The following is a 12,736-nucleotide window of genomic DNA, read 5'->3' as shown; positions in this document are numbered from 1 at the left end:
TCAATGGTCGATGCAATGCAGTTTCCCTACGAAGAAGTTGTCAATGTGTATGTTCAACGCTGGGAAATCGAACTGGGCTTCAGAGAAATGAAACAGACACTACACCAGGCAAAACTGACACTGCGCAGTAAGAAACCTGAGATGGTTCGACAGGAACTCTGGGGGCTGTTGGTAGCCTACAACCTGATTAGAGTGATGATGCTGGATGCCGTAAAAGACATGCCGGAATTATCTCCTTCCCGCCTTAGCTTCGGTCTCTGTATGAGACATATCATTGTATTCTTCCTGACCACATTGCCGGAGACAGTAACTAAACTGCCCGCTCACTATGAATACCTAATGGAATCGCTGAGGATGATGAGGCTACCTGACAAACGACCTGACAGGTATTACCCCAGAGTAGTGAGGAAAAGACCGACTAAATACCCCACAAAGAAAAATGCCAGTCAGCTTAACTGACTGGCATTACGCCAAATGGCGGGTTTTTTACTTGTTTTTTTCTTTATGTTTGCTCATTTTTAATTATTGGTGAATTAATTTATAAATAATAAACAAGTTGTGACGGGTAATTTTTGTCTACAAGAGCTATCAATGCTCTTCCAAATCTGCTTGTAATTATCAATTAATAACAATGGTTTATATGTTTTTCAATGCATTGTTGTTCAACCTATATACCGCAAAGCCATACCCGTTAAGTATTGCGAGTCACTCATTTGGTATTGGTTTGTGATTTATCTTCACAGTAAGTTCCTTGCTTAGAAACAATTGCATAACACAAAATTTACAAAGGTGGGTTGCCTTCACGTCAGTTGTTTCTGTTTATCACACACATGCTTGGCACATTTACAACGGAGAACTGAATGAATACTTTAAAACAAAAAACACTCATCAAGCCCCTACTTGCCTCGTCACTATCGGTTGGTTTAGCGCTTGCTACTGGCGCAGAGGCAGCGAACCTAGCTGACACCGAGGTGAAATTTTCTGGTTATATCAAAGTTGACGCAATGTATAGCGACTACTCAAACGGTGAAGGTGTTGGCCCTGGACGTGATATTTACGTACCGTCTTTGGTACAAACGGGCGCCACCGACGATGGGCTAGGTGGCCGATTTGATGCGCACGCAAAACAGTCTCGTTTCAGATTTACTACCAATACGCCAGTAGACGGTGAAGACGTCATTACCGGTGTGTTTGAATTTGACTTTCTATTGACATCTGGTGGTGATGAGCGAGTGAGCAACTCCTATACGCCACGTATGCGACATGCTTACTTGAAATACAACAACTGGCTTATTGGTCAAACTTGGTCAACTATCATGGACCTAGGCGCTTTGGTTGAATCAGTAGATTTTATTGGTACGACAGACGGTGTGGCTTTTACTCGTCAACCACAAATTCGTTATTCAAATAACGGTTTTGAAGTGGCGTTGGAAAACCCTGAGACAACCGTTGGTACTACCACTACCGCGCAAATTACGACAGATGACAATTCTGTACCTGATCTCATTGGTACTTATACGATGAAAGCCAGCTGGGGTCATGTGAAAGTGGGCGGTATCTTGCGTCAGCTTGCTTATGAAACACAAGGCGAAGATTACTCAGACACGGGTATTGCACTATCGCTTTCATCGCGCATTAACTTGAGTAATGGCGATGATATTCGCATTCAAGTAGCTAGTGGTTCGGGCTTAGGTCGTTATGTTGGCGTAAATGCTGCCAATGGTGCCTTCCTAGACGATGAAGGTAACTTTGATGCCATTGATGCAACCGCGGTTACCGTAGCTTATCGCCACTTGTGGAGCGAAAGCGCTCGTACCAATCTTATTTTCTCTTCATTAGATGTAGACACCGTCGAAGGCATGGTGGGCTCGCGCACACATGACGTTTACAGCACGCGCATTAACTACATCTACAACATTACTAAGCCGCTATCGGTTGGCTTGGAATATACCTACGCAAAGCGTGAAACTGTTGACGGTTTCGACGGCGATATGAGCCGCGTTCAAGCAATGGCGAAATACGCTTTTTAACATTCACCTACCACAATACGAGTAACTTACCATGATATTTAAAAATAAAACGCTTAGAAAAGTCGTCTTGGCCAGTAGTGTGATGGCGACAAGTGTGTTGTCAGGTATGTCTGCACATGCCGACGAATCGCCCATAAAAATTGGCGTAATGCTGCCATACAGTGGTGTTTATGCTGGGTTGGGTGAGGCTGCTACTAACGGCCTGAAACAAGCCCTAAAAGAAAAGGGCAATACTATTGCCGGTCGCCCTGTTGAATTCATCATTAGCGACACTGAAGCAAAGCCAGCACGCGCTCCAGAGTTAACCTCTGCAATGACCGATAAAGACGATGCCGATTTCATTATTGGCCCAGTTCACTCAGGGGTAGCAATGGGCATGATCAAATCGGTTAGAAACAAAGACTCTATCATGATCATTCCCAATGCAGGTGCTAACGCTGCAACAGGTGCATTCTGTCAGCCGAATGTGTTCCGCACATCTTTTTCGTCTTGGCAAACTGCTTACCCAATGGGTAATCAAGCCATTGAAATGGGCTATAAAAAGGTGGTGACACTAAGTTGGAACTACGGGTTTGGAAAAGAGTCGCTTGCCGCGTTTTCAGAATCATTTGAAGCTGCTGGTGGCGAAGTGGTTAAGGAAATTTTCGTACCGTTTCCAAAAACAGAGTTTCAGTCTTACCTAACTGAAATTGCCTCAATAAAGCCAGATGCTGTATTTGTGTTCTTTGCCGGTGGTGGCTCGGTTAAGTTTGTTAAAGACTACGACGCCATGGGGCTTAAAGGCAAAATTCCACTTATTGGTTCTGGTTTCTTAACAGAAGGCACCATTGAAGCGCAAGGTGAAGCCGCTGACGGCCTATTCACCACACTACACTACGCCGATACCTTGGATAACCCTAAGAACAAAGCGTTCAGAGCCGAGTATTTGTCATTGTACAACAAGCCTGCTGACTTATATGCCGTTCAAGGGTATGACGCCGGTCAATTGATTATTCAAGCCGTGGAAGCAACCAAGGGTAATACCGCTGACAAAAAAGCTCTGATAAAGGCAATGGAAGGTGTTGAAATTGATAGCCCGCGCGGCAGCTTCCATTTCTCTAAGGCGCACAATCCAATTCAAAACATCTATTTAAGAAAGGTTGAGAACGGAGAAAACATGGTGGTTAAAACCGCTGCAGCGAACCTGAATGACCCAGCACGTGGTTGTCGTTTATAAGTTATTGCAAGTAGGGAAGCCCATGGGCTTCCCCATAGAGGTATAAAAATGGAAATGTCGCTTTTCCTCGTGCAATTACTAAACGGTATTCAGTATGGGCTGTTACTGTTTTTGGTTGCATCAGGTCTCACATTAGTTTTTGGCGTTATGGGTATCTTGAACCTTGCTCATGGCTCTATGTATATGATTGGCGCCTATTTGGTGTATTACTTTGCCGCCATGACAGACAGCTTTTGGTTAGCTGTGGTCATTGCTTGCAGTATTGCTATGGTCATAGGCGTAATTATTGAGCGCTTTCTTATAGTGCATTTATACAAGCGCGACCACCTTGATCAGGTGCTGCTAACGGTTGGTTTAATCTTTATTTTTAACGCCGCACAAAGCTTCATTTGGGGTAACGACCCTCTAGGGGTTGATGTACCTGAGCTGCTGTCATCGTCTATTCAAATTACCGATATTGTTGAATATCCGGTTTATCGCTTGTTCCTGTCGGTATTGTGTGTGGGTATTGCCGTAGGCATGTATTACGTCATCAACAATACCAAGCTTGGCATGATGATCCGCGCCGGTGAGTCTAACCGTGAAATGGTTGAGAACTTGGGCGTGAATATCGGCACATTATTTACCGTCGTTTTCGCCGTTGGCGTTACCTTATCTGCCTTGGCCGGTATTGTTTCTGCGCCTGTGGTGAGTTTAGTACCTGGTATGGGCGAACGCGTACTCATTTCATGTTTTGTTGTGGTGGTTATTGGGGGAATGGGCTCAATAAAAGGGGCTTTTGTGGCGGCCTTGCTAGTAGGCATTGTTGATACGTTCGCATCTGTGCTGTTGCCCGGCATGTCGAGCATGACAATTTACTTGCTAATGGCACTTATCCTTATTTTTAAACCACAAGGGCTTTTCAAAAGTTAAGGTTGTACGATGTCTGTATTTTCTAGCAAAGCTGAAAAAGTATTTATTTTTGCGTTTTTCTTTATTGCATTGGGTATTCCCTTATTTTTCAATGAGAACACGTTTTACGTAAACAAAATCTCCACCATGCTGATTTTGTCTATTTTTGTTATGTCTTTGGACTACTTGGTGGGAAGAACTGGCCTTATCACCCTTGGTCACGCCATGTTCTACGGATTAGGCGGATACTTATTTGCCATTATGATCCCCGAATACGAAGTGGTTAACTTTTGGTTGTATACCTTTTATGTCATGGCCGCTAGCGGTGTTATCGCACTTATTGTTGGTTTGATTGTGCTCAGAACCAGCGGTATTTATATGATCATGATCACGCTGGCATTGGCGCAAATGACATTCTATTTCTTTGCCGACTCAACGGAATACGGCGGCTTAGACGGGTTATTTATATATCTAAAACCCGAAACCAGCATTTTTGGTTTGAATTTCTTAGATTTAGATAACGAGAAGCACTTCTATTACCTGTGCTTGCTATCGCTATTTAACTGCTACGTGTTTTGTAAAGTTAGTTTGCATTCTCGGTTTGGGCGTGTGATTGACGCAATAAAAGAAAACCCTGAGCGTGCCACTGCACTTGGCTACAACATCTTTCACTTCCGTTTAGTGTCGTATGTATTGTCTTCATCACTAGCAGCTTATGCAGGCTACTTGTTCTCGCTTCAATACGGTTTTGTAAATCCAACCATGATGAGTTGGGAAGTCTCAGCCTCTGCATTAGTAATGGCTATTTTAGGTGGTCTAGGCACTATTTTTGGGGCAATTCTAGGTGTATTCGTTTACGAGAGCTTGCACTACAGCATTGAACACATGACACAGTATTGGATGTTCTGGATGGGCTCGCTCATCATCTTAATGGTATTGCTACTTAAAAGTGGTATTGCTGGACTAATTGAACAGTTGGTTGGAGGGAAGCGCAAATGAGTGAATGTATTTTACAAGCTGAAAACCTTTCAAAGCACTGGGGCGGGTTAAAGGCGCTCAACGAATTTAATATTAAGTTTTACGACAAGTCACTGCATAGCATTGTGGGCCCTAATGGCGCGGGCAAAAGTACCATGCTGAATATATTGTGTGGTACGTATCCGGCAACTAAGGGTGTAATTTTGTATCGCGGTGAAAATATTACGGGGCTTAAAAGTCATCAGTTCTGCCGCAAAGGCATAGGGCGAAGCTTTCAGAAAACCAATATTTTCAAAGATGCCACATGCTTGGAAAACTGCTGCATTGCCGCACAGCAACGGGTGGGTAGCAGCTTCAATATGTTTAAGTCGAAGCATTCAAGTAAGCATGTAACTGCGATTGCCGAAGATGCCCTTGAACAGGTAGGGCTATTGAAACAAGCCAATACCAAAGCCAGCGCCATTAGTTATGGTGAGCAGCGCCAGCTTGAAATAGCCATGGTATTGGCGACCGACCCCCAAGTGCTATTGCTCGATGAGCCAATGGCGGGCATGGGCCATGAAGAGTCGCTGATCATTATTGACCTGCTTAAGTCGCTGAAAAAGCGCTATTGCATTGTGCTGGTAGAGCACGACATGGATGCCGTTTTTGAGCTATCTGACCTAATGACTGTGATGGTGGACGGGCAGCATTTGATTACCGATGTGGTCGATAACATTCGAGCAAACCCTTTAGTTCAAGAAGCCTATCTAGGCAACGATGACGAGGTATTTTAACGTGACAGACAACATTCTAGAGGTAAAAGGCATTCATACCTTATACGGGGAAAGCCATATTCTGCACGGGGTATCTTTTGCCATTAAAAAAGGGCAGACAGTAAGTATTATGGGCCGCAACGGAATGGGTAAGTCCACAGCGTTGAAATCTATCTTAGGTCTTGTAAAGCCGCGTAGTGGCACTGTGTTGTACAAGGGCAAAGAAATTGATTTACTACCCACGTGGAAACGCATGCGCAACGACATTGCTTATGTGCCAGAAGGGCGGGGCATGTTTCACAACTTAACAGTGAAAGAGCACTTGCAAATGGCTGCGCGCAAAAATTCGCGAGGTGAAGCGCACTGGACTTATGCCAAGGTGCTTGAGGTATTCCCTCGTTTAAAAGAGCGCTTGACCAATAAAGGCACTCAACTCTCTGGCGGTGAGCAGCAAATGCTAGCTATAGGTAGGGCCCTTTTGACCAACCCAGATTTGCTGATACTTGATGAAGCCACGGAAGGCTTAGCACCGCTTATTCGCAAAGAGATTTGGGATGTTATTCGCAAAATTAAAGAAACCGGTGTGTCGACCATTATTGTGGATAAAAACATTAAGGTATTGCAGACGCTGTGCGACCAGCACATTCTTATTGTGAAAGGGAAAGTGCAATTTAACGGTGACTCGCAAGCCCTTGAGGAAAATCGCGCATTTATTGAAACAAGCCTTGCGGTTTAATTGCGCTGTAATACGGTGAAAAGCTGGGGTAGCATGACGCCCACTTGGATGAAGAGGCAGCAACACAATGGATGACGACAAAGCAATTGCAACCCGAAAAGGCATTGGCTCTCTTGAACTAGGGCTTGAGGTATTAGAGTTAATCTCTGAGCACAGCGGCCCTATCTCGCTAACCAAGTTATCTGAGCTGGCAAAAATGAGCCCCAGTCGGCTTCATAAATACTTGGTTAGCTTGACCAAGCTTGGCTATGTGTCGCAATTAGACAATGCCAAATACATGCTTTCAAACAGCAGTATTCGCTTGGGGATGTCGGCACTAAAACATTCAAACCCCGTTCAAGTGGCCTTTGAATATGCAGACAAGCTACACCAAGAATTAGATAAAACCATTACTGTAACCATTTGGAATGGTGATGTACCGTTAGTGATAAAGTGGTTAGACTCTAGTCACTTTTTGGCGGTGAATATTCGTTTGGGCTCAGAGTTGTCGCCATTTACCTCTGCCGCTGGGCGTATTTTCTTATCCCACCTACCTAAACTGCGATGTAAGACGCTAGTTGAACACTACTACGATTCCCCTGCACCTATGCCACGCTACATGGGTAAGCCTATAAAAAAAGCGATGTTCTACGAATTGCTAGAAGAAATAAAAAAAAGCAACTTGTGTTGTTTTAAAGAAGATTTCTTGCCAGACATTAATGTTGTAAGTGCACCTATTTTTAGTTTAGATGGTTCGGTAAGCACTGTTATTAGCTTGGTGGGCAACAGCAAGGAAACCCCAGTTAATGCAAAAAGTATATATGTACAAGCCGTGAAAAAGGCTAGTAATGAAGCTACCCGTAAGATATCTGGACAGCTTAGAGCAACCTCAGAATGTTACTCTTTTTAAGTTCAGCCTTTAATGATAAAAAAACGGCTTTACTCCCAACTTGGCTTTTTTAGACATGAAGTTATGCATGTGTGACTTTGTAGAAGTGGTGTACACTAATACTCCAACTACATTTATTCAATGCGCTAATAATACCGCTCTTAAAATTAGCATTTGTCCTAGAAGGTAGATATCTGAGCCAAAAGGAGCATGCAAACGAAAAAGATAAAGGGACTTAAAACTTGGGTTCAGTTATGAGATGAGTTTGATAAATTATCATTCATTGAAACTAGTGAAATCAAAAAAGAAAAACCGACTCAAAGGTCGGTTTATCGAATAAGAGTGATGACCCATTGTGGATGGGATGGTGTTATCAACAGAGTGAGATGAATGCTGATCCCCCGTTTATGGGGTAGAGCCGGTTTCAGTATCTACTTCAAAAAGAAGAGATGGTACCAGTGGGCGGACTTGAACCGCCACGCTATCGCTAGCAACGGATTTTGAATCCGTCATGTCTACCAATTCCATCACACTGGCATTGTGTATGGTTATCAACGTGGTGTTGATGCATGGCATTATAGCGATGCGGCGCGCCTATACAACAACTTTTTAAGCTTTTTGTGATTAAGTGCCGAAAGATTGTTCAAAAGCGTATTTTGCTTTATCTATTTCCTATTAATCAACAGAACGCACACTTTTACCAACGCTGAAGCGTCCAATTAATCGCTACTACCGCGATTACTGACGATGCAATTGGCATTATGGCTTTTGAATATAACCTTACGTTTCTAAGTAAGATAAGTAAGGGCAATAGCAGCGTGACTATGGCAAGTTGACCCAGCTCTACCCCTATATTAAAAGCGAATACATTCATTACCAAGCTGCCCGACTGGGCATTAAGGTCGCCAAACACGCTCGCAAATCCCATTCCATGGAGTAGGCCGAACCCAAAGGTAATAAATCCTAAACGCATGATGATAGGGTACACATTGTTAAGCGCAGTTATAGCCACTGATATAGCAATGCCTAGCTCAACAATACGGCTATCTAGCGTAATAAAATCCAGTGCTGTGGCAGTTAATGTAATCGAGTGCGCTAACGTAAACGTGCTTACTAATATCACCGTACTTTTTATAATGTGCCTTTTGCTTTGCTCTTTCACCCAGCTCTTATTCTCCCTGTAAAGATTAACGGTGAGCAACGTAGCAACCAAAAACAGTATATGGTCTAGCCCAATGAAAATGTGCCAAATTCCCTGATAAACCATCTCCCCAAACTGCGAAATCCAGCTGTTTCCTGTAGCAGAAGCAGTGATAAAAGAGCGTTCATCGCTTAGTACATAAACACGTGTGTGATCGTTTAACGTTACCGTTGTGAGTAGCTTGTGGGTGGGAAAATCGCTAACTATGCCAGTGTATTGTATCGATACTTCGTTTACATATACGCAGTTTACCGACAGCGGGTATACCAGTAATGACTCTGCAGATATATTCTTAATGGAGGGGGCAGCAACAGAAACAGAGCATCGTGTTTCGCTACCGCGAATCACTAAGTGATTTTGAATATAGTATTTCGCCATATTATGGTTTCTGTTAACTTCCCCCCAGGTCAATTTACCGTCGTTATTACTATCCAGTCCTGCTGCTTGTCCTATATCTTCAGGCTTTAGCAAAAGCTCGCCAGACAAAGTGTTATTTGAATCGTTTTTAAGCGTTAAGTAGCCGTTACTCAGTTCGTGTGAATGCGTGAAAACGCTGAAGGCGGCAAAGATGAAAAGTGTGATAAATCTAATCATGACTCGTTTACTGAAGGGCGGGAGAACTTTAAGCATTGGTCGATACTTCATTAGCACGGCGAGCGCGCTCTAGGAGGTTTTTGTCATCTAATGACTGTGCGTATTGCCAGTTTATTTCGGCAAATTTAAGCGCCAGTGGGTAATTGGGCTCAATCTCTAAAAAGTAAGTGGCGACCTGTGCGGCGTGAGAACTGTCTTCTCGCCACACTCGAATTTCCATGTTCTTAGCAAGTTGAGTTTGTACTTCAGAGCGCACAATACCTTGCGCTCGTTCCGCAATGGCCCATTTAAGTAGCAAGCCATCGTCGGCTGTCAATATATCGGGAACGGAGTTGCTAAACCCAGAACTCACTGCCTTATAGTTATTCAACGCAAAATGTGCGTCGGCCCAAACTAACATTGCGCTTATAGGTAGCTTTTTGAATTCTGTTTGTGACAAATGCTCAAGCGCGGCTTCAGCGTTACCAAGTTGAAGCGACATGTCTGCGAGTACTTCATAAAACCACTGGCGCTCCGCAGGTCTCACTGTACTCGTGTAGGTCTCAAAAGCGCTAAGCTTTTTCAAAAATTTTACGTCTTTATTTTGTGAAAAATCGGCGTTAACCATACACGTGAAAGCGATTAAAAAACTTGTTTGCCCTACCAGCTTTTCACAGTTTTCTTTCGCCTTTTTAGCGTTACCTTGCTGAACGTTTATATCTGCCAACAATAACTGTGCAGCTGGAGAGCGAAAGCGGGCTATTTGATTGAGATGTTGCTTGGCTTGTTCGAACTTATGAATGCCTTGAAGTAGTCGAGCTTCTAAAACAACTAAACGCTCTTTTTGACCTGCGTTCAGCGAATCGAATTTTTGTCGCATTATGTTCGTGAACCTAACAATACGCTCTCTCTCATCACCTTTTGCTTGAAGGTATCTACTTGAAGTTAAAATTTTTTCCGCTTCGTCGATACTTGCTATGGATAGCTGCCTAGGCTGCCACGTTGCGATGACGGTATCATAATTGAATTTTTCAGACTGAGCAGATACCGAACAGACTGTTAGGGCTGACAATACGCTCATTATAGGGAGTATGAGAGTACTGCTTCTCATCAACTTCATCAGAACTTCCTTTATAAAAGCCGTCCTTGGCTTTACGGTTGACACTGTGTACTGACCGCTCGTTATTGACCAATCAATAAATCATCGAACGTGGTGTCGTCAGCATCTTGGGTGAACTCGCGCCCGTTAATTGGCAGAGGTTCATCGGTTGGTGCTTGATTAAAGGCGTCACGGGTATAGCTAGAGAACGATACCTGCTGTGCCTCAATCGTAACGCTAACAGTAGCGGTAACTTCTGGATTTACGCCGTCAGAAACGGTGAATGTGAAGCTATCGCTACCTGTTACCTGAGCGTTAGGTGTGTAGGTAAAGCTGCCATCAGCATTAACTTCTGCATTACCTAACGTACCGTTTTCACCAAGCCCGAAGGTAAGTGCATCACCATCGTCATCGGTTGCTGTCAACGTGCCATCAAACGCAATATCTGCTTGCGTCGTTAGCATTTCATCAATGGCTACGGGCGCTGCATTTTCTTCTGGCGCTTGATAATCGTTATCGTCATCACTATCGAAACAACCAGTTAGCGCTAGCACCAATCCAGAAATGACCCACAACTTATGTTTCTGCAAAGGGGCTTGACCCGACTTAACAAACGCGGGGGCATTTGGATTCTTGTTAAATAACCTAATCTTCATAGACATGATGGGTCTCCTTATTCAGAGCCAGCAAGTGGTGTTTTTAGGTAAGGAAACGATGAATCAATCATGCTTGCATCTACAGGTGCACCATCAGTGAAAGGTACATTACCTACGCTGGCGTCCTCTGGTGTACAAAGGCCAAGGTCTGTATCTTCACCTGCTACCGGGATGGGATAACACAAACGGCCCATAACAACGCGAAGGGCAATATCAACCACGTCATCACCTGGGCGGCGACCGTTCGGGAATCCTGCTAAGTCATCGCCTGCCACACCAAATGCTGACTGCGATTCGGCTGGCGTTGCTGGGATCCCTGTGTTTAGGCGCAGCATTTCTGATGCTGTTACAGTTGCTTGCTGGTTAACGCCAGGGAAACCTGTAAGGAACGCTGTTACTAAGTCCATACGCGGGAAATTCGTCGGCGCAAGGGTCTCAATATCCGTACCCAGCGTAGTATTCACTGCATCTTTAAACAGAATGTTCAGTAGTTCTGGTAAAGAAGGGTGGGTTACATAATCAGCGAATTGACCGTCTGCACTTGGATGAGAAGTAGAGAATTTGTCTTTATCGCCAATACCGATAACAAGCTCATTTACTAGCGGGCTACCTAAACGAGACACTTGAGTCATCGCACCACCATTAGTCTCAGGTTTCGCAAAAGTAGCATCTGGGTTTAGGATACGCGCTTGCGGCAAGCTTGCCGTGGTCCAACTACCAATTACGCCATTACCTTCACCTGTAACACACGCCTTAGGTACTTCAATAGATAACGCTGTCACGTTTTTATCGGCTAAGTCATCATTCATGGCACTTTGCGTTATACCGCCAGGAAAACCTTCACCATCGCCTGCGCCCGGTGCGCTGTCGCCCTCAACAGGTACATAATTTACCAGGTCGAATGTTTTGCCCAAGTTAACAACGAAGGGGTCTTTACGCTGACCAACAAACACTTTGGCCATGTCATCGCACCCAGGGATGCTGAACGAATAAATAAAGCTTTCAGCATAGCGTACGTATTCCGCTTCACTGGTAAAGGTTTTATTACCAATGTAATCAAGCGGCTTTTTAAACATATCGCCCATGGCGGGATTAAGAGTAGTGCGCGTGCCTGTCTGCATGTCGCCACTCACCATAGTAAGGCTGTACATTTCCGAGAAGTTTGCTGCGCTTGAATCGTCTGCGCTGATACCGCCTACATTTTTAAGCGGTACTTTCACCATTTTCTGTTCGCCTTCAGGGCCTATAGGCAAGGCGATACCTTCGTTATCGGCAGCAAGCATATTGTTAAACTTAAAAACAAAGCTTAAGTCTTCAACCGCGTCGCCATCGCTATCAATATGAATCGCGTAGTGCGCATTCGGGTCCATTGCAAAGTAGTTAGGGCCACCATAGGCATCTTGCAGTGGAATATAATTTGCTATGAAAGTCACATAATCTTCACGGCCTTGTTCATAGCTATTGAAAGCATAAAAGTCGGTGCTATCTAACGCTGGGTGGCGAGTGATATTAGGTGCTTCTCGGTGACTTGACGCTATTGCGCCAGCAGTTACGGCTGCACATGTCACGGCGACAGCCAGTGACAAAGTTTTGCGTTTGAATTGGATCATGTCGAGTCTCTCTGCTTTTTTATGAGTTCAAGAGACCAAACGACTGAGGTTTCACCTTAGATGCAAAAATATTTAAAAAATTAAAATAAAGTTTTTATAAAAAGTAAAAGGCCACGTTTCGTG

At 44.1% G+C, this 12,736-nt stretch carries 12 protein-coding genes and 1 tRNA gene; 8 read left to right on the top strand and 5 right to left on the bottom strand.

Translation table 11 applies throughout. From position 1 onward, the window contains the following. From NO989_RS08050 to NO989_RS08015, 8 genes are all read left to right on the top strand, one after another. A partial coding sequence (locus tag NO989_RS08050) for a transposase (RefSeq protein WP_371342354.1) occupies positions 1–459 on the top strand: 459 nt, incomplete at its 5' end. 401 nt (positions 460–860) lie between these two features. After that, positions 861–2,030, top strand: a complete 1,170-nt coding sequence (locus NO989_RS08045; RefSeq protein ID WP_069944868.1) for a DcaP family trimeric outer membrane transporter — start codon at positions 861–863, stop codon at positions 2,028–2,030. A gap of 31 nt (positions 2,031–2,061) precedes the next feature. After that, positions 2,062–3,246: an ABC transporter substrate-binding protein gene (locus NO989_RS08040; protein ID WP_187447712.1), complete on the top strand. Its 1,185-nt coding sequence runs from the start codon at positions 2,062–2,064 to the stop codon at positions 3,244–3,246. 48 nt (positions 3,247–3,294) lie between these two features. Next, entirely contained in the window at positions 3,295–4,158 is an 864-nt protein-coding gene (locus NO989_RS08035) for a branched-chain amino acid ABC transporter permease (protein ID WP_069944866.1), read from the top strand. Between the two features lie 9 nt (positions 4,159–4,167). Then, on the top strand, positions 4,168–5,136 hold the full coding sequence (locus NO989_RS08030) for a branched-chain amino acid ABC transporter permease (RefSeq protein ID WP_069944865.1): 969 nt from the start codon (positions 4,168–4,170) through the stop codon (positions 5,134–5,136). Next, on the top strand, positions 5,133–5,891 hold the full coding sequence (locus NO989_RS08025) for an ABC transporter ATP-binding protein (protein WP_069944864.1): 759 nt from the start codon (positions 5,133–5,135) through the stop codon (positions 5,889–5,891). The genes NO989_RS08030 and NO989_RS08025 overlap by 4 nt, the downstream gene beginning before the upstream one ends. A gap of 1 nt (position 5,892) precedes the next feature. Further along, positions 5,893–6,606: an ABC transporter ATP-binding protein gene (locus NO989_RS08020; protein WP_069944863.1), complete on the top strand. Its 714-nt coding sequence runs from the start codon at positions 5,893–5,895 to the stop codon at positions 6,604–6,606. 67 nt (positions 6,607–6,673) lie between these two features. Next, the gene (locus NO989_RS08015) at positions 6,674–7,495 is read left to right on the top strand and encodes an IclR family transcriptional regulator (protein ID WP_069944862.1); all 822 of its coding nucleotides are present in this window, start codon (positions 6,674–6,676) and stop codon (positions 7,493–7,495) included. A 429-nt stretch (positions 7,496–7,924) separates the two neighbouring features. On the opposite strand, the gene NO989_RS08010 is transcribed toward NO989_RS08015, so the two are convergent. From NO989_RS08010 to NO989_RS07990, 5 genes are all read right to left on the bottom strand, one after another. After that, positions 7,925–8,011, bottom strand: a tRNA-Leu gene (locus NO989_RS08010). A gap of 160 nt (positions 8,012–8,171) precedes the next feature. Then, a complete protein-coding gene (locus NO989_RS08005) occupies positions 8,172–9,269 on the bottom strand; it encodes a HupE/UreJ family protein (RefSeq protein ID WP_371342353.1) in 1,098 nt (365 codons plus the stop codon). 28 nt (positions 9,270–9,297) lie between these two features. Beyond that, positions 9,298–10,368 (bottom strand): hypothetical protein, encoded by a 1,071-nt coding sequence (locus NO989_RS08000; protein WP_239241161.1) that lies wholly within the window; start codon positions 10,366–10,368, stop codon positions 9,298–9,300. Positions 10,369–10,430: 62 nt separating this feature from the next. Next, positions 10,431–11,009: an Ig-like domain-containing protein gene (locus tag NO989_RS07995; RefSeq protein WP_278345963.1), complete on the bottom strand. Its 579-nt coding sequence runs from the start codon at positions 11,007–11,009 to the stop codon at positions 10,431–10,433. Between the two features lie 11 nt (positions 11,010–11,020). Next, the gene (locus tag NO989_RS07990; RefSeq protein WP_239241163.1) at positions 11,021–12,613 is read right to left on the bottom strand and encodes a DUF4331 domain-containing protein; all 1,593 of its coding nucleotides are present in this window, start codon (positions 12,611–12,613) and stop codon (positions 11,021–11,023) included. Between the last annotated feature and the right edge of the window lie 123 nt (positions 12,614–12,736).

It is taken from the genome of Alteromonas sp. DY56-G5, assembly GCF_041414725.1.
GTDB classification, from domain to species: domain Bacteria; phylum Pseudomonadota; class Gammaproteobacteria; order Enterobacterales; family Alteromonadaceae; genus Alteromonas; species Alteromonas macleodii.
Note: the sequence above shows the minus strand (reverse complement) of the source record. Positions and strands in the feature narration are given on the sequence as shown.

Coding starts and splice junctions, on each gene's coding strand:
- NO989_RS08045 (WP_069944868.1), top strand. CDS start 861: ATGAATACTTTAAAACAAAAAACACTCATCAAGCCCCTACTTGCCTCG.
- NO989_RS08040 (WP_187447712.1), top strand. CDS start 2,062: ATGATATTTAAAAATAAAACGCTTAGAAAAGTCGTCTTGGCCAGTAGT.
- NO989_RS08035 (WP_069944866.1), top strand. CDS start 3,295: ATGGAAATGTCGCTTTTCCTCGTGCAATTACTAAACGGTATTCAGTAT.
- NO989_RS08030 (WP_069944865.1), top strand. CDS start 4,168: ATGTCTGTATTTTCTAGCAAAGCTGAAAAAGTATTTATTTTTGCGTTT.
- NO989_RS08025 (WP_069944864.1), top strand. CDS start 5,133: ATGAGTGAATGTATTTTACAAGCTGAAAACCTTTCAAAGCACTGGGGC.
- NO989_RS08015 (WP_069944862.1), top strand. CDS start 6,674: ATGGATGACGACAAAGCAATTGCAACCCGAAAAGGCATTGGCTCTCTT.
- NO989_RS08005 (WP_371342353.1), bottom strand. CDS start 9,269: ATGATTAGATTTATCACACTTTTCATCTTTGCCGCCTTCAGCGTTTTC.
- NO989_RS08000 (WP_239241161.1), bottom strand. CDS start 10,368: ATGAAGTTGATGAGAAGCAGTACTCTCATACTCCCTATAATGAGCGTA.
- NO989_RS07995 (WP_278345963.1), bottom strand. CDS start 11,009: ATGTCTATGAAGATTAGGTTATTTAACAAGAATCCAAATGCCCCCGCG.
- NO989_RS07990 (WP_239241163.1), bottom strand. CDS start 12,613: ATGATCCAATTCAAACGCAAAACTTTGTCACTGGCTGTCGCCGTGACA.